General features: G+C 45.9%; 17 protein-coding genes, 1 riboswitch and 1 other annotated feature. Of the genes, 10 read left to right on the forward strand and 7 right to left on the reverse strand.

The window, feature by feature from the left end; genetic code table 11:
* Nucleotides 1–278: 278 nt before the first annotated feature.
* From ACOV1R_RS08135 to ACOV1R_RS08150, 4 genes are all read left to right on the forward strand, one after another.
* The gene (locus ACOV1R_RS08135; RefSeq protein WP_128485126.1) at nt 279–2,258 is read left to right on the forward strand and encodes a KUP/HAK/KT family potassium transporter; all 1,980 of its coding nucleotides are present in this window, start codon (nt 279–281) and stop codon (nt 2,256–2,258) included.
* A gap of 393 nt (nt 2,259–2,651) precedes the next feature.
* Nucleotides 2,652–2,899: a binding site (T-box leader), on the forward strand.
* A 54-nt stretch (nt 2,900–2,953) separates the two neighbouring features.
* Nucleotides 2,954–4,006, forward strand: a complete 1,053-nt coding sequence (locus ACOV1R_RS08140; RefSeq protein WP_128485125.1) for an ABC transporter substrate-binding protein — start codon at nt 2,954–2,956, stop codon at nt 4,004–4,006.
* A gap of 20 nt (nt 4,007–4,026) precedes the next feature.
* On the forward strand, nt 4,027–5,040 hold the full coding sequence (locus ACOV1R_RS08145; RefSeq protein WP_003643845.1) for an ABC transporter permease: 1,014 nt from the start codon (nt 4,027–4,029) through the stop codon (nt 5,038–5,040).
* Between the two features lie 15 nt (nt 5,041–5,055).
* Nucleotides 5,056–5,826, forward strand: a complete 771-nt coding sequence (locus tag ACOV1R_RS08150) for an ABC transporter ATP-binding protein (protein ID WP_003642066.1) — start codon at nt 5,056–5,058, stop codon at nt 5,824–5,826.
* A gap of 146 nt (nt 5,827–5,972) precedes the next feature.
* Here ACOV1R_RS08150 and carB read toward each other — a convergent pair whose 3' ends face one another.
* The gene (gene carB, locus ACOV1R_RS08155; RefSeq protein WP_097557993.1) at nt 5,973–9,035 is read right to left on the reverse strand and encodes a carbamoyl-phosphate synthase large subunit; all 3,063 of its coding nucleotides are present in this window, start codon (nt 9,033–9,035) and stop codon (nt 5,973–5,975) included.
* Nucleotides 9,028–10,095 carry a carbamoyl phosphate synthase small subunit gene (locus tag ACOV1R_RS08160; RefSeq protein WP_015379825.1) on the reverse strand — a complete coding sequence of 356 codons (1,068 nt, stop codon included), beginning with the start codon at nt 10,093–10,095 and terminating at the stop codon, nt 9,028–9,030. Before ACOV1R_RS08160 ends, carB begins: the two co-directional genes overlap by 8 nt.
* 268 nt (nt 10,096–10,363) lie before the next feature.
* Here ACOV1R_RS08160 and argC point away from each other — a divergent pair, with 268 nt between their 5' ends.
* From argC to ACOV1R_RS08190, 6 genes are all read left to right on the forward strand, one after another.
* The gene (gene argC, locus ACOV1R_RS08165) at nt 10,364–11,389 is read left to right on the forward strand and encodes an N-acetyl-gamma-glutamyl-phosphate reductase (protein WP_021357494.1); all 1,026 of its coding nucleotides are present in this window, start codon (nt 10,364–10,366) and stop codon (nt 11,387–11,389) included.
* A gap of 30 nt (nt 11,390–11,419) precedes the next feature.
* On the forward strand, nt 11,420–12,628 hold the full coding sequence (argJ, locus tag ACOV1R_RS08170) for a bifunctional glutamate N-acetyltransferase/amino-acid acetyltransferase ArgJ (RefSeq protein ID WP_011101044.1): 1,209 nt from the start codon (nt 11,420–11,422) through the stop codon (nt 12,626–12,628).
* A 15-nt stretch (nt 12,629–12,643) separates the two neighbouring features.
* Nucleotides 12,644–13,390 (forward strand): acetylglutamate kinase, encoded by a 747-nt coding sequence (argB, locus tag ACOV1R_RS08175; protein ID WP_003642071.1) that lies wholly within the window; start codon nt 12,644–12,646, stop codon nt 13,388–13,390.
* A complete protein-coding gene (locus ACOV1R_RS08180) occupies nt 13,387–14,556 on the forward strand; it encodes an acetylornithine transaminase (protein ID WP_128485124.1) in 1,170 nt (389 codons plus the stop codon). Before argB ends, ACOV1R_RS08180 begins: the two co-directional genes overlap by 4 nt.
* Nucleotides 14,549–15,571 (forward strand): ornithine carbamoyltransferase, encoded by a 1,023-nt coding sequence (gene argF / locus ACOV1R_RS08185; RefSeq protein WP_021356429.1) that lies wholly within the window; start codon nt 14,549–14,551, stop codon nt 15,569–15,571. The genes ACOV1R_RS08180 and argF overlap by 8 nt, the downstream gene beginning before the upstream one ends.
* A 54-nt stretch (nt 15,572–15,625) precedes the next feature.
* Nucleotides 15,626–15,671: riboswitch (PreQ1 riboswitch) on the forward strand.
* An 8-nt stretch (nt 15,672–15,679) separates the two neighbouring features.
* A complete protein-coding gene (locus ACOV1R_RS08190; RefSeq protein ID WP_003642074.1) occupies nt 15,680–16,186 on the forward strand; it encodes a QueT transporter family protein in 507 nt (168 codons plus the stop codon).
* Between the two features lie 199 nt (nt 16,187–16,385).
* Here ACOV1R_RS08190 and ACOV1R_RS08195 read toward each other — a convergent pair whose 3' ends face one another.
* The 5 genes from ACOV1R_RS08195 to ACOV1R_RS08215 form a co-directional block, all read right to left on the reverse strand.
* Nucleotides 16,386–18,011 (reverse strand): peptide ABC transporter substrate-binding protein, encoded by a 1,626-nt coding sequence (locus tag ACOV1R_RS08195; protein WP_013355205.1) that lies wholly within the window; start codon nt 18,009–18,011, stop codon nt 16,386–16,388.
* A 16-nt stretch (nt 18,012–18,027) separates the two neighbouring features.
* Nucleotides 18,028–18,933, reverse strand: coding sequence for a proline iminopeptidase-family hydrolase (locus tag ACOV1R_RS08200; RefSeq protein ID WP_013355206.1), 906 nt, complete (start codon nt 18,931–18,933; stop codon nt 18,028–18,030).
* 764 nt (nt 18,934–19,697) lie between these two features.
* Nucleotides 19,698–20,336, reverse strand: coding sequence for a cyclic di-AMP binding protein CbpA (cbpA, locus tag ACOV1R_RS08205; RefSeq protein ID WP_003643849.1), 639 nt, complete (start codon nt 20,334–20,336; stop codon nt 19,698–19,700).
* Between the two features lie 154 nt (nt 20,337–20,490).
* A complete protein-coding gene (locus ACOV1R_RS08210; RefSeq protein WP_022638510.1) occupies nt 20,491–21,885 on the reverse strand; it encodes a L,D-transpeptidase family protein in 1,395 nt (464 codons plus the stop codon).
* Nucleotides 21,886–22,103: 218 nt separating this feature from the next.
* Nucleotides 22,104–23,066 (reverse strand): L-lactate dehydrogenase, encoded by a 963-nt coding sequence (locus ACOV1R_RS08215; protein ID WP_021357235.1) that lies wholly within the window; start codon nt 23,064–23,066, stop codon nt 22,104–22,106.
* Nucleotides 23,067–23,361: the final 295 nt, after the last annotated feature.

Consider the following 23,361-nt stretch of genomic DNA (forward strand, 5'->3'; position numbering starts at 1 on the left):
ATTAATTATTTACATAATTGAACTATTTCGGTGCGATGACCGAGTATGGATAATCAGCGGGTTTCAATTCAGTTAATGACTGGATTGAAACCCGCTTTTAGTTTCTAAATTGGCTATCGGTAAATGTTACAGGGCCTGTTGGAGCATTTAGTGATGAGCTAACATTATTGTGCATTATGATTGTCTTTCTGATGACGATTAGGTAAGCTAGTTGAACCCATTATAACGAGGGACGATTGGCTGTAACTCGTGAATATCGGTGAAAGGATGGGGGCATAATGAGTAAACAGGCTCAGTTCAATAAGCATCGGGTGGCAGGATTGTTAGTCGCGATGGGCGTCGTATATGGTGATATTGGAACCAGTCCGTTATACGTGATGAAGGCCATCATTACCGGTCAAGGTGGGATGCAGGCCGTTGATGAGAAGTTTATGTTGGGGGCCGTCTCGCTAGTTTTTTGGACAATGACGTTGCTCACGACCGTTAAGTACGTTCTGATTGCGTTAAACGCGGATAATCATGGCGAAGGCGGTATCTTTTCACTATTCGCATTGGTGCGTCATCGTGCGCGCTGGTTAGTCATTCCGGCCATGATTGGTGGGGCTGCGTTACTGGCGGATGGGGCGCTAACCCCCGCAGTGACAGTTACGACTGCCATTGAAGGCTTACGCGATGTACCAGCATATGTTCAACTGTTTGGTGCCGGCCAAAATACGATTATACTGATTACACTTGGAATTATCACCCTATTATTTATGCTACAACGTTTTGGAACGAACACGATTGGTAAGTTATTCGGTCCCATCATGTTGGGCTGGTTCACGCTTTTGGGAGTCAGTGGCTTCGTTAATCTGGTGCAGGATTGGACGATCCTGCGTGCACTGAATCCCTATTATGCGTGGTTACTCTTGATCAGCCCGGCGAACAAAGTGGGAATCATGATTCTAGGGAGCGTCTTTCTGGCAACGACCGGTGCTGAGGCCCTATACAGTGACCTTGGGCACGTCGGCAAAACGAATATTCGGTTGAGCTGGCCGTATGTCAAAGCTTGCCTACTACTCAGCTATTTCGGTCAGGCCGCATGGATTTTAGGTCCCGGCCAAGCGATTCAGGGCCATGTGAATCCCTTTTTTGCAATGTTACCTGCTAGCCTGACGATAGCGGCAGTTATTTTTGCGACGCTCGCGGCCATTATCGCGTCACAGTCGCTGATCAGTGGGTCGTTTACGTTAGTTAGTGAAGCGATTCGACTGAAACTATTCCCCCGATTACTGACTACTTACCCCGGTAAAGCAGTGGGCCAAATGTATTTACCGGTCGTTAACTGGGGGCTGTGGGGCGTGACGAGTATGCTGGTGATTTTCTTTCAAACTAGTGAAAGAATGGAAGCTGCATACGGGTTAGCCATCACACTGACAATGCTGATGACGACCACTTTGATCTACGCGTTTTTACGGCAAAAGCGCTTACCATTAATCGGTGCGGGACTACTGACCGGTTTCTTCGCGACCATCGAAGTAATTTTCCTGATTGCCAGCGCAGCCAAGTTCTGGCACGGCGGCTACGTAGCGGTCGGACTTGCTTTACTAATTTTCCTAGTGATGGCTGTGTGGTATCGTGGCGAACAAATTGTCAGACAACATAACCACCCGCTTAGTTTACGACAATATCAGGACCAGCTTGCTAAGTTACGTAACGATCAGACGGTGGACAAGTTCCAGACGAACGTGGTCTTCCTAACAAGCCGAATGGATGGCGGCCAAGTGGAGCGAAAGGTATTATATTCGATTTTAGACAAGTGGCCGAAACGTGCCGACGTCTACTGGTTTGTTAATGTGACAATCACGGATGAACCGTATACCGCGGAGTATACTGTCGACACGTTAGCAACGGACTATTTGGTAACTGTTAAGTTATACCTGGGCTTTCGTGTCCGCCAAGATATTAACCGCTATTTACGGACGATTGTCCGCGACTTAATGGCTACGGGACGTTTAGCGGCGCAAAAGCAGACATATTCAGTCACTTCTGGCCGCGATGTCGGTGACTTCCGCTTCGTTATCATCGAGGAGAAGTTAGAAAATGGTAGTCGGTTATCCCGCTTGGATCGATTAGTGATCGAGACGAAATTAATGATTAAAAAATACGCGACAACGCCTGCCAAATGGTTCGGCCTAGAATTCTCCGAGGTGACTCTTGAAACCGTTCCAATTCTATTCAATGAGATCCCGGCGTTACCGATCACTGAAAGACAGTAATGCCATGCAGATTTCTGGGGGTCAGAATCAGCCAGCTTAGATTTGCTTGAAAAAGTTCAGCGTAGTGTAAACGCGCTCTACGACATCTAATTGTAAGGCGCTTCACGTCGGCTACGTTCCAGCAATTGGCAACTAGCCCCGAAATCCGGAATAGGACGAACAAGTGCTGAAAAATAGAAAACTAACTGTCGGCTTGCTTAACAACTCATCTAATTTTAATTTTTGCTTGAGCAACTGATAACTCAAAACTAATTTCAATAGCTGATACTGGGCGCAAAACGTTGACTTGACAGCGATAAAAGAACGACTGAATTCAAATCAAAAATTAGAAACATTAAATTTTGTGTTGACAAGTGTGAACTTAGAACTATAATCTAATTATATTCTAATTATTCAAATGCGGTGATGAGATAAGTAAATCAATCGTGGGTTTTTCAGAGAGCCGGGTCAGGTGCAAGCCGGTATTCCCGCATGGTTGAAAATGGTCTTGGAGCATTCAGTGCCGAATGATTAAGCGCTGACGGTGGTCCCCGATAAACGGACAAAGGTATCTCAATTCAGTGAGATTGACGTACCTGCTGAGGACTATTTTGCGAAAAATAGTCGAATTAAAGGTGGTAACACGAGTCATCGTCCTTCTGTCATAACGACAGTGGGGCGATTTTTTATTATATATTTTTGGGGAGGCTTCGCGTATGCGAAAAAAGGAAATTATTTTTGGGTTATTAAGTTTTATTGCACTGGGAACAGTATTAGCTGGCTGCGGCAGTAGCAGTGCTAGTAGTAAGGATACATCTAAAACCTATAAGTATGGTGAAGTAACGATACCAGCTAAGGACGGTTCTATTTGTAATGCGCCAAATTATATCGCGTATGAGAAGGGGTTCTTTAAGAAAAATGGTATCAAGGCCAAACTAGTAGCGAACCCGCGGGATATCAGTGACCTAGAAGCGGGTTTTGCGAGTGGCAAATATGACGCGCAAAATGGTGATTTTCAATACTTACCTGCGATTCAAAACGGGGCGCAAATCAAAGCTGTTGGTGGAATCCACCAAGGCTGTATCAAGTTGCTGGTTCCGAAAAACTCAATCATTAAGAGTGTTAAGGACTTAAAAGGCAAGACGATTGGGATTCCGGCTCAGGGTTCAACACCACAATACGTGACGTCCATTGCACTTCAACATGCGGGTATTGATCCGAAGACGGGAGTAACGTGGAAGGTTTACAGCACTGATCTATTGGCAAAGGCGGCTGAAAAGGGGCAGGTCGATGCAATTGGGACGGTCGATCCGTATGCTTACCAAGCACAAAAGGAATCTGGGTTTAAGACCATTATTGATAATAATAACAATAGTGGCAATGCTAAGATGGCTGCAATGGGAATGAAATCAAAGGGTGCTTGCTGTTACTTGTACGTTTCGAGCAAGTTAGTCAAAGAGAATCCAGCGAAGGCTAAGGCCATTGTCCGTTCATACAAACAAGCCGCTGCTTGGATCAATAACCATCCTGAAGAGACAGCAAAGATTGAATTAAATAAGGGGTATGTCTCCAAGACGAAGTTTATCAATGTGAAGAATGTGACCCAGATCTTGAAAGATGAACATTTTGAACTAAATCTTAAGACAGGTAAAGAAGATTTAAGTTATTATATCAAGCAATTGAAGCAAGCAGGATATTTGAAGAAGAATACGAATAACAAGCAATTGTTGAAGCAAGCTTATTGGTATCCAGATTTATCTAAGAACTAAGTTCAAGGAGGTAGAATAGTATGCAAATAACAGCAGTCCAATTGAGTCGAAAAAAAGCTGTGCAGGCAGCTAAGACAACTGGCCGTTATTGGAAGCCCTGGCACTTGACCTGGAACATTGTTAGTTTAGTCGTATTAGCAATTGCGTATTTTGAAAACCAATTGGTTGTATCACAGGAAACCGTTAATAATCAGACGTATCATTGGTTTTTAGGTGGGTACTTTGCTTATTTATTGATTGTTACGCTGATTGGCGCAGTTACAAATGGTCGAATTCGCCGGTATAATGGACATTTTGCCCAGTTGAACGTTTCGTTAGTTGGCTTGCTGATCGTGCAGGATCTTCTGACCGAAAAGTTTGCCGTTCTAGAACAGCCTTTCTTCGTGAGCTTTGCACAAATCTTGGACCAGATGCGCGAAAATGCCGGCTTGCTCTGGGCTTCGACGTTGTCATCATTAGCGCTTTGGTTGATTAGTTTTGTGATTGGGACCATTCTTGGAATCTTACTTGGTTTGGGCATGGGACGCTATCGTGAGTTTAACTACTGGGCATTCCCCTACTTGAAGGTCATCGGGATTATCCCTGCGGCTGCATGGATGCCGCTGACGATGGTCATCTTTCCGACTAGTTACATGGCCGAAGTCTTCTTGATTGCCTTCTCGGTTTGGTTTCCAGTGGCCTTCATGACGATTGGTGGCGTTCAAGGGATTAGCAAGGAATACTTCGAATCAGCAAAGACCTTAGGATTTAGTGAGTGGCAGATTATCCGCAAAATCGTCCTTCCCGGAGCGTTGCCAAGTATCTTTACTGGCGTTTATACGGCAATGGGATTGTCGTTTACAATGCTGGTAATTTCCGAGATGATTGGTGCTAAGGTCGGACTGGGCTGGTTTATCAACTGGGCAAAGGGTACCGGGAATTATACACAAGTCTATGCGGCAATTGTGATTATGGCGATTCTGTTTTCAGTGTTATTTGCGGTGTTTACCAAAGTTCAAGATTACTGCCTACGTTGGCGCGATGGTGCTCACTAGAAAGGAGCTTATAAGATGGGATTACTTGCAGTTCAACATGTTAATCAGCGGCTTCAAGACAATGATGGTCATCAGATCGACGTGCTAGATGATATTGATTTCACCGTCAATCCGGGTGAGTTCGTAGCAATCATTGGGCCGTCTGGTTGTGGTAAGACCACGTTACTACGCCTGATTTCTGGATTAGACCATCCCGCTAGCGGTCAGCTAACGATCGATAATCAGCAGATTAAGCGACCAGATAATTCTCGCGGTTATGTTTTCCAACATGGCAGCCTTTTTCCATGGTCAACAATCAAGGAGAATATTAGTGTCGGCCTGAAAGTGACGCGTGGTCGGCATTATGACCACCAATTGGTCGACCATTATATTGAATTGATGGGGCTAAAAGGCTTTGAAAATGCTTATCCGCATCAGGTTTCTGGTGGGATGGCCCAACGAGCTGCCCTCGCGCGGTCAATTATCATGAACCCGCAGCTCCTACTTTTGGATGAGCCGATGGGGGCTCTTGATGCGTTTACACGTGCGGATATTCAGAATGTCATCGAACAGGTTTGGCAGCAGACACAGACGACGATGATTTTAGTTACTCATGATATCGATGAGGCAGTCTACTTGAGTGACCGAATTATTGTGATGACGCCTCGTCCTGGGAGAATCAAAGAAATTGTGACAAATCCATTACCACATCCACGGTCACGGTTGAGTGTCGATTTTGCTGAATTTCGGCATCGGATTCAAGATAAATTAAACTTTGGCGCTCATGATGGACAGGTTGCTGGGTGATGACTAAAAAATGCTTATCAAGATGATTGGCGAGATACCAGTCTTGATAAGCATTTTTGCTGTGAAAAAACAGGATCGCATGGTGGTGAGCTTGATATGGCCATCCAGGGGACTTCGTTAGTTGGACTAAGTACGAAGAAGCAGGCTTATTCGCTTACCATCGTTGTCGTACTGGCCAATAGGGTCTTAAGCGTATCAATCGCCGTAATCAATGGTTGTCCATGATTCAATGCAGCGATAGCCACGGGATTGTCAGTTTGGTCATTAAGTGTGAAACCCACTGCTTTAGTCTTTGCAGGCCAATCAGTCGTGTTAGCGATTGTTGTGACGGTGAGGTGGTTAGCCGCGAACAGTTCCTGGACCGCGGGTTGCGCCACAGTGGCAATATCGGTGATGAGACCATCCACTGTGTGCCAAGTCTCTAAGTGATAACTATCAGCCATGGCGGCATGCCAAGCGGTCGTGAAAGTCGGGCCGATACCAAGAGTCTCACCAGTTGATTTCATCTCAGGACTTAAAACGACTGGTGGTTGTGGCAATTTATTGAAAGAGAAGACTGGGGCCTTTATAGCAATTTGTTGTGGAGCGGGTGTCAAGAGTCCGGGGACTAGGCCAAGGGTTGCTAAACTTTGACCGAGAATTAGCCGGGTTGCCAATTGTGCCAGTGGCAAGTGAGTAACCTTGCTCATGTAAGGAACTGTTCGACTTGCCCGCGGATTAACGTCGATTACGTAGACATCATCGGTGACGACGAACTGAATGTTCATCATACCGACACAGTGGAGGTGTTGTGCTAATTTGGTGGCAATGGTGACGATCTTATCTTGAACAGCAGGGCTGAGGTGCTGTGGTGGATAGACTGTAATGGAATCGCCAGAATGAACGCCAGCACCTTCAATATGTTCCATGATTCCTGGAATGAAGCACGACGTTCCATCGGAGAGAACGTCAACTTCACACTCGGTTCCCGACAAGTATTGGTCCATTAAGATAGGCGCACCATGGCCAGCTGCCACCGCTGATTTAATAACTGGCGTGAGCTCATGATCGTTATGAACGATTGCCATGGCCCGGCCGCCGAGTACAAAGCTTGGCCGTACGAGTAAGGGGTAACCGATTGCGTGAGCTGCTTGACGGGCACCGGATAACTCAGTTACGGTCGTTCCAGCGGCTTGGGCAATCTTTAGTAGACGTAAACAGTCCGCAAAAGATTGCCGGTCTTCGGTCAAATCGGTAGCGGACACACTGGTTCCTAGGACGGTGACTCCTAATTTAGTGAGCTGATGGGCAAGGTTGATCGCAGTTTGGCCCCCAAATTGAACGATGACGCCCGCGGGTTGCTCCAACGCAATGATTGGCATCAAACGTTCGATTGTTAGTGGCTCGAAATAAAGCTTATCCGAGGTAGAAAAGTCGGTGGAGACCGTCTCGGGGTTGTTATTGACGACGATTGCATGGTAGCCAGCTTGTTGAATGGCCTTGACACAGTGAACGGTGGTGTAGTCGAATTCGATGCCTTGTCCGATTCGAATGGGGCCTGATCCGAGTACTAAAATACTGTGTCCTAGTGGGTGACTCTCGTTAGTTTGTCCAAAAGCAGTGCTGTAAAAATATGGTGTAACACTGGCAAATTCACCAGCACACGTATCGACCATTTTATAAACGAAGGGTAAATCAGCAGTCATGGCAGCAATGGTCGCTACCGAAGTTTGGGCATAATGCGCCATGGTCGCCAGACTCACACCGTACTTTTTCGCCGATAAGAGGTGTTGGGACGTCGGCACTTGCTTGATATTCCGGATGAGTTGGGCGATGTGCTGTAACTTACTCAAGAAAAATGGCGTGATTTGCGTTAGCGTCGCTAATTTTGCTAACGGCCAACCCGCTTGCAGCGCCGCCAATAGATAGAAGAGCCGCTGATCTGTCGGGTGGGTCAATTGGTCGATATATTCAGTCGTGGTGACGTGGTGGTCAGGGGTCAAGGAAGCTTGGGTCTTGGGATCGATTTCAAGCGAAGCAATCGCCTTGAGCGTGGCTTCCTCCAAGGTTGACCCAATCGCCATGACCTCCCCCGTGGCTTTCATCTGTGTTCCCAAGTGAGCGTCGGCCGTTGGAAACTTGTCAAACGCAAACCGGGGGATTTTGGCAACCACATAGTCTAAAGCTGGTTCAAAGGCCGCATAGGTTGTCTGCGTGACTGGATTCTTGATCTCAGATAAATTTAGACCAATTGCGATATCGGCTGCAATTTTGGCAATTGGATATCCCGTCGCTTTAGAAGCTAGCGCCGATGAACGACTGACCCGCGGGTTCACTTCGATGACGTAGTACTGACGACTATTCGGGTCTTGAGCGAGTTGAACGTTGCACCCACCTCTAATGTCGAGGGCTTCCACAATCGTCAAAGCCGCCGTTCGTAGCTGCTGATATTCAGTGTCAGTCAAAGTCTGAACGGGGGCATACACGATAGAATCGCCAGTGTGAATACCGACCGGATCGAAGTTTTCCATGGAACAGACGATGATCTTGGTACCCTGATTATCACGCATGACTTCGAATTCAATTTCTTTGAAGCCGGCGATACTTTGTTCAATCAAGCACTCGGTGACGGGGGACATGGTCAACCCCCGCTGTAACGTTTGGGTCAATTCGGCGGCATTATTGGCAATGCCGCCACCTGAACCCCCGAGTGTAAAGGCTGGACGAACAATGACCGGATAACCGATTTTTTCAGCAAACGACAATGCACTGGTCACGTGGTGAACAGTGGTACTTGCTGGAATCGGTTGATGGAGCCGCTTCATAAGTGCTTTAAATGCTGCCCGGTCTTCAGCTTGATTGATGGTGGCTAGGGAAGTTCCTAGCAGTTGGATCTTCAACTCATTAAGAACGCCAGCCTGATCTAACGCCATCGCTAGGTTCAATCCGGTTTGTCCACCAAGTGTCGGGAGCAAAGCATCAGGGTGGGTGGCCCGCAGAATTTTAGTGACACTGGTCAAAGTCAGAGGTTCTAAGTAGACTTCGTCGGCGGTGGCCGTGTCAGTCATGATGGTTGCTGGGTTTGAATTGATCAAAATGACATGATAGCCGGCTGCTTTAAGGCTTAGACAAGCCTGAGTACCGGCATAGTCGAACTCAGCGGCTTGACCGATTTTGATTGGACCAGAACCGATGACAGCAATCGAATGAATGGCATTGTTTTTAGGCATTAACAACCGCCTCCTTTTGAATTGTTAGTAAGAAATCATCGAAAAATTGCCCAGCTTCCTGGGGCCCCGGGTGTGCTTCGGGATGGAATTGCACCGACATTACGGCCTGGTGCGGTAGGCGCAAGCCTTCAATGCTGCCGTCATTTAATTCAGTGTGCGTGACGATCAGCGGGGTGCCCTTGATCGATGCCGGATCGACGGCGTAATCATGATTTTGCGAAGTCATGATAATACGACCGTCAGCGCAGGCTTGTACCGGATGGTTTAGCCCGTGGTGACCAAAGGAAAGCTGGTAAGTCTGAGCACCATAGGCGAGCGCAATCAACTGATGACCAAGGCAAATGCCAGCCAGCGGATAACGTTGTGCGAGTTGGCGAATGGTCGCTAAGTAAGTGTGATAGTCAGTCGGATCACCGGGACCGTTGGATAACAAAATTCCGTCAGGGTGATACGCGGCCACGGCCTTGAGACTAGCTGTAGGTGGAAGGACAACAACGTCCGCGCCCCGGGCTTGCAATTCAGCGGTGATAGCTGCTTTTTCACCAAAGTTGAGAATCGCGACGCGTGGACGGATGGTGGTCGTCGCTACTGGGAGGGGGGTAGCCGTTAGTGCTTGGGGTGCGAATGTGGCGAGTTGCGCTTCAAAATCAGTGATGGGATGATTGCTCAAGATTGCCATCTGGGCTCCCGTTTGACGAATGTGAATCGTTAGGTCACGAGTATCGACGCCTTCAATGCCGGCTACATGGTGGATTGTCAGAAAACTTGCCAGTGATTGGCGACTAGTATAGTGATCATTAAAAGTGGCCAGCTCGTGAACGATGATGGCTTGTGCGCCAATCGTTGGTGCCTGGGCCACGGTCGGATCGATACCATAATTACCAATTAATGGGTAAGTGAAGGCAATCATTTGATTTAGGTAGGATGGATCAGTCAATGTTTCCTGATAACCCGTCATTCCCGTATTGAAGACGATGCGCCCCGCAGCCTCTAGCTGGCAATCCCCAATTGCCGTTCCAATCCACTGTGTGCCGTCTGCTAAAGTTAAGTATTTGTTCATCCCAATCGCACCCTTTCTGATAATTTGGTTAAAATTTCATTTTGGTTAATGGGATAAGTAAACATCATTTTATTGTGGATGTCAATTAAAAATACATATTAAATGCATAAACAACTGAATAAAGCTAAAAACATGCAATTAATAGAGCAAAAATGAATATTTTTTCAATAAAGCTTGCAATTTTAAAGCGATGAGAATATAGTGTGAATCATACTTTCTGCATGAACATGCAGCTAATACACTATTTTTGAATATTTGAGGTGATTATATGCAAGTCGCGCTAGTTGGCGTTACGGGGTACAGTGGCATGGTGTTGTACCGGCTCTTGAAACAACATCCCGAGATCGATCGCATCCAATTATACGGGCACGTGGGAGCAACTACGGTGGCATTAAAGACGGTGGCAGCCATGTACCAGAAGGAAACGGCGGTTATTCGACCATTCGATGCGACGGCAATCATGCGCGATAACGCGATTGTGTTCTTTGCGACATCAGCGGGCATCACGCGACAATTGGCATTACCATTCATCGCTGCTCATTTTCCAGTCATCGATTTATCTGGTGACTTCCGCTTGCATGATCCAGAGCAATATCAGCGGTGGTACCAACGTGATCCAGCACCGGCGACCGCTTTGGCGCAGGCGAGCTACGGCTTAGCTGATATGCCGGCGCCGTTGTCCACCTACATTGCGAATCCCGGCTGTTATGCGACTGCTACGTTATTAGGACTAGCGCCACTTGCTCAGCAACAGTTGGTCGAACCGACTTCGATTGTTGTGGATGCTAAGTCCGGCTTATCTGGTGCTGGCAAACGAGCGACAGCTGCGAGTCATTACGTCGCTGTGAATGATAATTTGAGTTTATACAAGTTGAATCAACATCAACATATCCCTGAAATGATGCAACAGTTACAGCAGTGGTGGTCCGCGATTTCTGCGATTGAATTTACTACCACTTTGATTCCAGTAACGCGTGGGATTATGACGACGATTTATGCCAAAGCGAAGTCAGCATTGACAACGACGCAGGTCCGCGCAGCTTTTACCGCGACCTATCATGAGCAGCCGTTCGTGCAAGTGCTACCAACGGGGATGCCGACGCTCAAGGACGTTGTTGGGTCTAATAACTGTGCGTTAGGCGTTGATTATAATCCGGTCACGAACACCATCGTGGTTGTGAGCGTCATTGACAATTTGATGAAAGGTGCTGCGGGGCAGGCCGTTCAGAATTTTAATCGCTATTTTGATTTCGCGGTTACGGCCGGATTACCGACGTTACCTGTATTTCCCTGATAAGGTGCAATAAGAGAGGAAGTTATGCAGATGCAAGTTTTAACGAATACGAAGTTTGAAACGGTTGCCTTTCAGTGGCCGGCAGGTTTTTACAGTGATGGCATTCATATTGGTCTTCGTCGTCATAAAAAAGATTTTGGTTGGCTATTTTCAAAAGTGCCTGCCAGTGCGGCTGGAACTTATACGACGAATCAGTTTCAGGCAGCACCAACTAAGTTAACTAAACAGATGATCGACCAGGGCCACCAATTACAGGGACTGCTGCTGAATAGTGCAATCGCCAATTCTTGTACTGGCGAGCAGGGGTGGCAGAATGCGCTGCAAGAACAAGCCTGGTTAGCGAATAAACTAAACGTGGCGCCGAACTTGATTGGCGTTGCTTCAACTGGGCTGATTGGTGCTCAGTTACCCATGGATAAAATCAAAAACGGCTTGCCGCAATTGACACCAACGAAGAGTGACGCGGTGACCTACGCCGTGTTAACGACAGACCAGCATCCCAAAACCGTCTGTGTGCAGTGTGAACTCAGCGGCCAGTTAGTTACCTTGACCGGTTTTGCCAAAGGTTCTGGAATGATTCATCCCAAGATGGCAACCATGCTTGGTTTTGTCACCACCGATGCCCAAATAGACGGGCCAGTTTTACAGGACATGCTAAGTACTAACGTTGATCAGACATTCAATCAGATTACTGTTGACGGTGACACGTCTACTAATGACATGGTGGTCACGTTGGCGAATGGTCTGGCAGATAATCCGAGTTTACAAGCGGGTACCACCGACTATGATATTTTTAATCAGGCGTTGCACTATGTCTTAGGCCAACTTGCCAAGCAAATTGCCGCTGACGGTGAGGGTGCGACCAAGTTAGTCGAATGTAATGTGGTCCACGCCGCTACAACGTTTGATGGTCAGCAAATCGCCAAAGCAATTGTTGGCTCTAACCTCGTTAAGGCGGCCATTTTCGGTGAAGACCCGAATTGGGGGCGAATCATTAGCACGATTGGCGCCACTGATGCAGACATCGATGTGGCGACGGTCGATATTGAAATGAACGGCGTTTTACTTGTTCAACAAAGTCTGGCCGTTGACTTTGATATGGCAGCGGTGCAGGCGACCTTACGTGATAACCAGATTATGATCGATGTTGATTTACATCACGGTACAGCAAGTGGTCAGGCTTGGGGTTGTGACTTGACTTACAATTACGTCAAAATTAACGCGAGCTATCATACTTAAACGGAGGTGGTGAAAATGACAAAATTAATTGTAATTAAGATTGGGGGCCAGGCGATTAGCCAATTGAGCACCACTTTCTTTGACCAAATCGCACAGTGGTACCAACAGCATTATCAGATTCTGATCGTACACGGTGGGGGGCCAATGATCAATCGACTGACGACTCAGCTTGCTTTGCCCGTGCATAAGGTGAACGGGTTGCGGGTGACGGATGCGGCGACCTTAGTGCTCACCAAGTTGGCCCTGCTAGGAGATGCGCAACCAGCCTTACTTGCAAAATTAACGCAACATCACCTACCTGTGTTGGGGCTCAATGCGGCGGATAATCAGTTACTAACTGGTGAATTGATTGATTATCGACAGCTAGGGTATGTCGGCCGGCTCACCGCTGTCAATCAAGTGCAATTAATGCAATTGTTGGCTCATCATATCGGTATTTTGGCCCCTTTAGCCTTAACCGAGACGGGACAATGGCTCAATGTCAATGCGGATATGGCAGCGACCGTGCTAGCCCAACAACTACATGCTGAAAAATTGGTTTTGCTAACCGATGTCCCGGGAATTATACATCACGGTAATGTGATGACATCACTATCGCCACAACAAGCTCAGCAATTGATTCGAACAGCTGTGATCACCGCGGGAATGCAACCCAAAGTTCAAGCTGCAATTGCCGCGATTCAGACGGGAGTCAAGCAGGCTATTATTACGAATGCAATCGATCAACCAGGAACCGCAATTATTCAGGAGGTGGCCGTATGACCATGCAACACGTGTTTCCAACCTATCAACGTTTTCCATTTGCCATTACGGATGGTCAGGGCGTTCATCTGACTGATAATCATGGCAAGACGTATTTAGATTTTACGGCGGGAATCGGGGTCTGCAACTTTGGGTATCACCAACCACAAATTCAGGCGGCCGTCACCCAGCAGTTGACGCATATCTGGCATACGTCGAATTTATACGAAAATGAATTACAAGATGCCGTTGCCGGCCTGTTAGCGAATGGTGAAGAGCGACTCGTATACTTTGCAAATTCCGGAACCGAAGCCAATGAAGCTGCATTAAAACTCGCACGGAAGTACACGGGTAAAACCGGCATCTTAGCTTTTCAGCATTCATTTCACGGTCGAACCTATGGCGCTATGTCGATGACGGGCAATCCTCATATTCAGGCTGGCTATGCGCCATTAGTGCCTGGCATCACGTTTGCAACCTATAATGACGACGCGGCTTTGGACAAAATCACACCAGAGTTGGCGGCCGTTATTTTAGAAGTCGTTCAAGGTGAAGGCGGCGTCTTTGCGGGACAAACAGCTTGGTTACAAGCGGTTAATGCGAAATGCCAAGCAACGGGTGTTTTGTTGATTATTGATGAGGTGCAGACGGGAATCGGTCGGACTGGTTACCGGATGGCCTATGAAGGTTACGGCCTGGATCCTGATATCTACACGGTCGCCAAGGGCTTAGCGAATGGCTTGCCAGTGGGGGCAATGGTTGGTCGGCGGCAATTAGCCACTGCCTTTGGTCCGGGCAGCCATGGCTCGACGTTCGCCGGTAATGCTGTTGCTATGGCGGCGGCAAAACGTGTCTTGACCCAATTAACACCGGCGCTGTTAACGACGGTTCGGGCCCATGCCGAACTTGTCTGGCAAGCCCTAGCGACTCAAGTCGAACCGATACCGGTAGTTAAACAAATCACGGGGAAGGGCCTAATGATTGGAATCCACTTAGATGAACAAATGCCGGTTAATCAAGTCATTACCCGGCTACAAGTAGAAGGCTTATTGACGTTATCAGCTGGCGATAATACGTTACGTTTGTTACCCCTAATTGTGATGCAACCGGCCGATTTATTAGCTGGGATTGCCTTGATTGCAAAGGTACTGACAACTTTGACAACGGAGGTCACGACGAATGAATAATCAATTTGAAGGTCGGTCATTCTTGAAGGAAATCGACTATACACCAACAGAATTAGCTTACTTAATTGACTTTGCTAGTCACTTGAAGACCCTTAAAGCACACCATATCCCACACCCTTATTTACAAGGAAAAAATATTGCGTTGCTGTTTGAAAAAACGTCGACACGGACACGTTCTGCGTTTACTGTGGCGGCTAATGATCTGGGCGCGAATCCAGAGTTTTTGGGTAAGGACGACATCCAATTCGGGACGAAGGAGTCAGTTGTTGATACGGCGAAAGTACTGGGGTCCATGTATGATGGTATTGAATTTCGGGGCTTTAAACAAAGCACGGTCGAAGACTTAGCGACCTATAGTGGTGTGCCAGTCTGGAACGGATTGACCGATGAGTGGCACCCGACGCAGATTTTAGCGGATTTTTTAACATTAAAGGAACATTTTGGTCATTTAAAAGGGTTGACGTTAGCGTACGTTGGTGATGGTCGCAATAATATGGCTAATAGTTTACTTGTGGCGGGAGCGATGCTCGGCATCAATATCGCTATCGGGGCCCCGGTAGCGTTACAGCCAGCCCCAGCAGTGGTCGCGTTGGCCCAACAGTATGCGCAGGCAGCTGGGAGCACGGTCGTGATTACGGCTGATCCGCAACAAGCCGTTACTCAGGCTGATGCGCTTTATACGGATGTCTGGGTCTCAATGGGCGAGCAGGTCGACTATGGTGAGCGGATCAAGCAACTATTGCCGTTTCAAATTAATACTGCGTTACTCGCAGCTACTGGCAAGTCATCGACGATTGTCATGCATTGCTTACCAGCACTACACGATCTAAAGACGCAGCTGGGAGCCAAATTAGGCGAACAGTACGGAATGACGGCGTTTGAAATTACGGATGATGTCTTCCAGAGTAAGCAGGCGGTCGTCTTTGAAGAGGCCGGCAACCGGATGCCAGCAATTAAGGCGGTAATGGCGGCTACATTAGGTAACTTATTTATTCCTACCAGCATTTTCAATTAGCAAGCTTGCGGGAACTACTAGAGCGTGCTACGATTATATTCGCTTTGTTTCAATCAATACGTGGTTCGTAACCATCCCACGTTAAAAAAACTAGGAGGAATTAAGCGAATGACACAATCAAAAATTCGACCATGGATTATCAACGCCCTAGTCGCTGCAATGTATGTTGTACTATGCCTAGGCCCCGCAGCTTTTAGCTTAGCATCGGGCGCAATTCAATTCCGCGTTTCTGAAGGGTTGAACCACTTAGCCGTGTTCAATCGCAAGTATATTTGGGGAATTGTTGCTGGCGTTATTTTGTTTGACGCTTTTGGTCCCGGTGCGAGTCTCCTCAACGTTCTCTTTGGTGGCGGCCAATCATTATTAGCCCTGCTGGTATTGACGTGGTTGGCCCCTAAGTTGAAGACGGTTTGGCAACGGATGTTACTGAATATCGCGCTATTCACCGTTTCGATGTTTATGATCGCACTGATGATTACCATGATGAGTAGCGGCGTCGCTTTCTGGCCGACGTATCTAACAACTGCTTTATCAGAGTTGATTATCATGAGTATCACCGCGCCAATTATGTACAGCTTGGATCGGGTCTTGCACTTTAGTGACCGGATTCAGTAGGGTGTGATTTTTACAAATCAGACTAAAAACCGTTATTTCGATGAAGGATGAGTCATTGAAATAATGGTTTTTTTGTCGAGTCATTACGATGTCAGTTGAACAAAATAATCTAATCGACTCATAGTGAAGTTGGCGATGAGAGTTCATTATGGGCAGATATAGTGCATAATGACTGATGTTTATTTCAGAACCCAGACAATTATTTGAAGTAAGCACGCGTATAATCGTTTTCGCCAACCGCATGATAGCTGACACCATTTAAATTAGAATTTACAAGGTGACTTTCAGTCATGTTGTAAAGCGGTACGACTGCTGCTGTTTGGTTGAGACGTTTGGCGGCAGTTCTCATATTTTGCCAGTATGATTGTGTGTTAGTTGCGTTCTGGTTGTGTGCAGCGGTGATTTGTTGATTGAAAACAGTGTCATCATAGTGCCCGTAGTTTTGCGGATTGTTCTTTGTCAGAATGTCGAAAAAGGAAATCGGGTCCGCGTAGTCTGCTAGCCAGAGTGTATAAGTCAAATCGTAATTTCCGTTAGTAACTGCTTCGCCGGAGGCCTTTGAAGGTATCGCTGAAACTGACATTTTGGCATGTTTCAGGTTTTGTGCTACAGCGGCTTGAACAAACTGGTCAATATTCTTAGCGACCGTCGTGTCATCACTAACTAGCTTTAATGTTACAGAAGAACGGTCAAGTTGCTTGAGACCCTTATTCCATAATACTTGTGCTTTAGCAACATTGTGTCGGTAGGTGCTTTGAGTTTCAGTACCAAAATCCTTGCCCGTAGTGGGATCGGTGGTTAAACCTGGTGTGACATAATTGTAAGCAGGTGTTGAACCATCACTCAAAATATTTTTGGTGAGTGTTTTTTTATTAAGCACAAGATTCAAGGCTTGACGTAAATATTGATTGTTTAAAGCCCGATTTTTTTGCATGTTGAGACGTAAATAATAAGTGCCAGCTTTACTGACGTGTTTCAGATGCGAGTCATTTTGAACACCCTGCGCGGTGACGCCGGTGACAGTAGCGTCATCTAATTTATTTTGTGAGAAGAGATTATGGGCAGTTGTGGAGTCTTTGACAACTTGCATTGTTATTTTATTTAACTTGATGTCACTTTTATCGTAATAGTATGTATTTTTTAACAAATTCCAAGAATCATTAGTCCCGTTCCAACCTTTAACGGCGAACGGGCCATTGTAGGCCATTTTTGTACTAGTAGTTCCGTAATCTTTCCCGTATTTGGACACCACTTGATGATCCTGGGGAAAGAAAGCGGGCATGGTGAGCATCTTACTCAAGTATGGCATGGCGTGGCTGAGCGTAACTTTTAAAGTGTGCTTATTCACTGCAGTAACGCCCAATGATTTAACAGATTTATGTCCGGCTGAAATTTGAGCAGCGTTTTTGATACCTTCGTATATGTAACTATAACCAGAGGTAGAAGTGGCACTGACAGAGCGTTGCCAAGCTGTTACGAAATCTTTGGCAGTGACGGTGTGACCATTACTCCACTTTGCATTTCGTCGTAAGTGAAAGGTGTAGGTTTTGCCATGATTTGTTGGTTTAACGACTTTAGTGGCCATTGCACCGACCACTTTATTCTGAGCGTTCATGCGATAGAGGCCTTCCATGGATTGTTGTAAGACGTTCCATTGTGTAAGTGTGGCTGTATTTGAGGTATCCAATGAGGTTAATTCACTATCCTGCATCAAATGCAGGGTTTTCCTGGTGGTTGTGACATTGGCATGTGCTTGCCCACAAGCGGTTAGACTACTTAGTACTAGTAAAAGGCAACTAATAGTTGTCAATTTTTTCATCAACATTAGCGTTCCTCCTCAATTAATATGCTGTAAATTGATTGGTTTCGACATCGGTGAGATAGCGTCTCAAGCTATGGAAGAAAGCGGTGGGATTATCTACACTATGACAATGACCACCATCTGGCGTTAAAGTTAACCGTGCCTTTGGAAGAGTTCGCTGCATACGCCGGGCAACTGATAGCGGCATCGTGTCGTATTCCCCAAAAGTGAGTAAAGTAGGTGTCATGATTTTATGGAGGTTTGCACGTTGATCCCAGCCATTTAATGCCCCAACCATCACGAATTCGTTATTGCCCTGAAAATAATTATAAACAGGGGTAGCTAGTGTTGAGACTAATTGACGAGGCGCATTTTCCGGATGACGACAAACGAAGTGCCGGTTGAGAGTCGTGACAAGGCTTTTGTATTCTGGATCATCAAAGGCCTCCGCGTTTTCAATATCTTGCATATAGCTAACTTGGCTCGCTATTAACGTTTGTTCGCGCAATTTATTGACGTGTGGTGTGTATTCAGCGATGTTATCAATCATACTCATGATAATTAAGCCTTTGAGGTGCTGACCATATTTCAGAGCATATTCTTGAGCCAATAAGCCCCCCCACGAGTGACCAAGTAAGTAAAAGTCTTCGAGTCCGAGCTGCTGGCGGACTTCTTCTAATTCAGACAAATAATAATCCAAAGACAAGAACTGTTGATTTTCAGGCCTTGAAAAGTCAGGTTGATCTGAGTAAAAGGAGCCTAATTGATCATACATGCTGATTTGAAAATTTTCTTCACCTAGCTCAGTGGCAAAGTTTTCAAATTCAGTATGATTACTACCAGGGCCACCGTGAACGCATAATACTTTGACTGGCCCGTGACCAACTGTCCGAGTAAATAAATGAAAACCATTTTTTAGCTGTATTAAATGAGTTCCTGTTAACATAGAAATTCCTCCTTCGATTAGACAATAAAAACGCCCTATACCAATCAAGTAGTTGATTGATATAGGGCGTTTCCGCGGTACCACCTATTATTTGCCAGTAAACTGGCCTCACTTCACGCACGGTAAGTTAAGTGACGATGCGCTAGCATGATAATGGATGCTGCCATTAAGTACTCACAAATAATGATCGCACTTACCGTGATTAGGGGATTTTCACAAGATAGCAATATGAATTCCTTTCACCAACCGGAACCTCTCTGAACAATTGCTTAAGTGCTACTTTCCTAATCGTCGCGTTTAATTATTTTCTAATCTTTATTTAATGTTGACTACTTTATCATTGACTATTATGTTTGTCAAACGATTTTAGATAAATGATATTGGTCGTTAAAATTAGCAGGTAGATTTAAATAGTTTGAAATTAGTCAGCGATAATTTAATGCTTCATCAAGATTCCAGTGTGTGTTCTACTAAGACTTCCGGAGCTGGGTGCCAATTGCTGGAACACAGCTGACCCGAACACGTTTCGTCAATATGGCATTAGGGAGTGAACGGCCAGCATTTGAGACGCGATATTTTGACTCAAATCTGCGCCCACCACGTTCCGACAATTGACAAAAATGCCTGTAAGTCGGTGGTAGGACGCTTCAGCCAGACAGGTTTACGCTAATTCGAACTGTTTTCAGCAGTCTTAAGCTGGTCGCTTTTGAACTGAAAATTCATCTCATAAAAAAAGCCCCAAGGTAACCTCGGGGCAACTGTGATTATTCAGCTTGTAAATCTTCCACTTCGATGACTTTAAATTGTTTGCGATTCAAGTTGTCGATAATTCGTTTGAGCTTTTCACTGTCGACATTTTCTGGCAAGGTAAAGAGCGTCCGATAACCGAGTGTCCCGTTTTGGACGTCTAAGGTCAGGCAGCCGGCGATTGAAGTATATTTCGTGATAATCTTAGCCATGGCTGCAAGATCACCACGTTCACCAACGGAGACAACTGTTAAAACATAGCTACCAACATTAACGTTCCAAGATTGTGAGAGCATGTCGAGCAGACGCGTATGAGTGAGAATGCCATAGAAATAGCCGTGTTCATCGAGCACCGCAATGTATGGCAAATCTTTGATGGAGAAGAAGATGTTGTAGAAGGCGGAGTCGACTTGAATCGTTTTCGTGGCATTTTTAAGCAGGGTCGTCACGGGAAGCGACATGTCGCCGCCCCGTGACTTGTGCCGATAGATGTGCATCTTATAGATGTTGCCGCGGAAGATATGACCGGTTTCATCTAAGATTGGAATACAGCGGAAGCCGGAATCCTCCAAGACTTTTAAGGCGTCCTCTAAGGTCGCGTCCGCCGTAATGGTGACGAGGCGTTCTTTAGGCTTTACGAGTGTTTTTAATAGCATAGCAGTTGGTCCCCCAGATTTATTAGTTTGTTTTAATAAATAATACCATAAAACGACCGCTTACACGTATCATTATGACATCAAACGACGGCTAAAAGGGATGAAAAAGCCGGCCTGATAACATTCAGACCGGCTTGGTTAAATTAGATTTAAATTAGAAAACAATGACTGGTGTTCCGACTGGCACGGCAGCAAAAACTTTTTTCATGACAGAAGGTGGGGTGTTCACACAACCATGCGAGCCGTGCTTCTTGTACCAAGTACCACCATATTGAGTTTGCCATGAAGAATCGTGAATTCCTTCGCCAGTGTCATCGAACGGCATCCAATAAGAAACTGGTTGGGAATAACTTGAGCCATCGTCATTATCACCTTTAAGGGTCGCGTTCTTTTCCTTATTCCAGATGTACCAAACACCCGTTGTTGTAGCGTGTTTACCGGGCTTTCCAGTAACGATGTCCGTTGAAACTTTGAGCTTCCCATCAACGTAGACGTACATATGCTGATTTTCTTTATCAACTTCGACGTAGGTGTTGCCGATGTCGGTGCCCTTGTTGTTATATCCGGAACCACTGGTGATTGGTGAGCGGGTAAAGTCCTTGCCTTTCAAAATTTCAGTAGCAAGGGCTTTGGCCTCTGCTTCGGTCTTAATGGTCCAGCCATAAAACCCACCGCTGACGGATACGGTCCCACGCGCCGTACTCTTGAACTGACGCGTCGTATGATAGGTATGATACTTATCATTCAATTGCTTCACGTAAGTCAGAACAGCGTTTTGGTCTAAACTCACTTTGCCTTGCTTATCGACTTTAATCCAACTGAGAATTAGGTCGTGAGGAATCGTGAATTTATGACCGTTGATATTATAGGTGGCCTTTTCGGTAGCGTATTTCGCTGATTTTACTTTGGCCGTCTTTAAACTAGCACTCGTGCTGGTAACGGTCGGAGTGACGTAGGCGTCTTTAAGGGTGATATGACTGTCACCATTACTAATTGCTTTGGTGACGACCGTCTTAAGTTTAGCTTGATCTAATTCGGTTCCTTGAACTTCTTTCTTAATCTCAACTTGGTTATGTTGATAAACTAACTTGGCGTTTTCAGTTTTTGTTCGTTTGGTTTGATTGGCAGTCGTGGTGATTTTTTGTAGTAGGGTTTTTAAATCAGTGTGATTGATGGTTAGTTGTCCAACCGCTGAGCTATCATCAGCCTGAGCCGATTGCAATAGTGCAAGGGGCCAACGCCAGTAGTTTTGTTTGGTCACTAATTTGGTTAAATCTTTTTTAGTATTGATTGTAATACCGGCTGATTTGCTGGTAAATGAGTACTTTGTTTGGCCGTTTTCAATAATTCGATAAGTGCGATGTTCTAAAGCGCGATTAACTTTCGGTGCTGCTTGAGCGGCGGTTTTACCACTGACGTCAACACCAGCGACCGACGTATTACTGAGGAACGTTTGTTGATGTTGCCAGATTAAGCTCGTGGCAACATATCCGATGACGAGGAGACCGAGGATACTGCCCCCAATCATAAGTCCACGTTTATGTTTCATAATTAAGTTGGTCCTCCATATATTCGTAATATTCTCACCTTATAACAGAAGTGAGATGAGTGCAAACTTCAAGGCCGGTAATCGTGATAAGAAAGTTTTAAAAATAGCCTTTAGTGCGTGTTGCGCTTTAATGAATCGCTAAGGTACCCTCAAGCAAACAAAAAAACGCCCGTCTGCTATAGACGAGCGTTCATCATACATTTAATCGTATGAAATGATTATTTATTTTCTAATTCAGCTAAACCGTCGTTAAGCACTTTTTTCAAAGTTGCGGCGGAATCTTGCATCTTCTTGAGTTCGTCAGCTGAAAGTGGTGATTCGATGATTTGTTTCAAACCAGTTCCACCAATCACAGCCGGAGTCCCGATATAAATGTCGTTTAAGCCGTATTGGCCGTCCATGTAGGCACCTACTGGTAAAACGGCATTTTCATCACGTAAAATGGCTTGGGAAATCCGCATTAAAGCAGTCCCGATACCGTAGAACGTGGCACCCTTCAAGTTGATGATGTCGTAAGCTTTGTTACGAACACCATCTTCTAACTTGGCTAAATCTTCGTCAGAAACGCCTTGTTCCTTAGCGACATCGCGAACTGGACGTGTCCCGATGGTTGCAGTTGAGTAAGCAGCAAATTCAGAATCACCGTGTTCACCCATGATGTAAGCATCAACGGAACGAGGATCAACATTGAATTGTTTGCCTAACGCAACGCGTAAACGTGAAGAGTCTAAGGAAGTCCCTGAACCAATGACACGATCCTTTGGGAAACCTGAGAATTTCCAAGTAGCGTAAGTTAAGATGTCAACAGGGTTAGCAGCAACTAAGAAGATGCCGTCAAAGCCGGAGTCAACAACTGGTTTGACAATGGATGATAGGATATTTAAATTCTTGTTAACTAAGTCTAAACGTGATTCACCAGGCTTTTGAGGCGCACCGGCTGTAATAACAACTAAGTCAGCGTCCTTACAATCTGAATATTCGCCTGAGTAAATCTTCTTGGGAGCGGTGAATGCTTGGGCGTCTTCAAGATCAAGGGCGTCACCCTTTGTCCGATCTTTAACAACATCGACAATTACAAATTCTTCAGCAATTCCTTGTTGTGCCATGGCAAAAGCGTAACTAGAACCAACAGCGCCGTCGCCGACTAACACAACTTTTTGATGATTTGGCATGCTTGACAAAATAAGTCATCCTCTCGTAGTGAAAATTTAGTTTTTACGGTTAAAGTATACCATGTTTGTGCAAAATAAGTGTTAGATTGAGCATGCTTTTAATACAATTATTAACAATGTCCGCAAAACCCTTTGGCGGGCGTCAATAAGCCCTTTGTGGTATACTTATCGCACTTAATAAACGCTAACTTTTGAACACTTGACTGGCGGGCGCGTCGGTCACGGTGTGAGTAGTGGTGCCAATACGACTTAGGTGGTATCGTTACTCAGAGTTGCCGAATCGGGTCGATTACCGGTTCGGCCT

This window comes from Lactiplantibacillus sp. YT640 (assembly GCF_049745435.1).
Classification (GTDB): Bacteria; Bacillota; Bacilli; order Lactobacillales; family Lactobacillaceae; genus Lactiplantibacillus; species Lactiplantibacillus plantarum.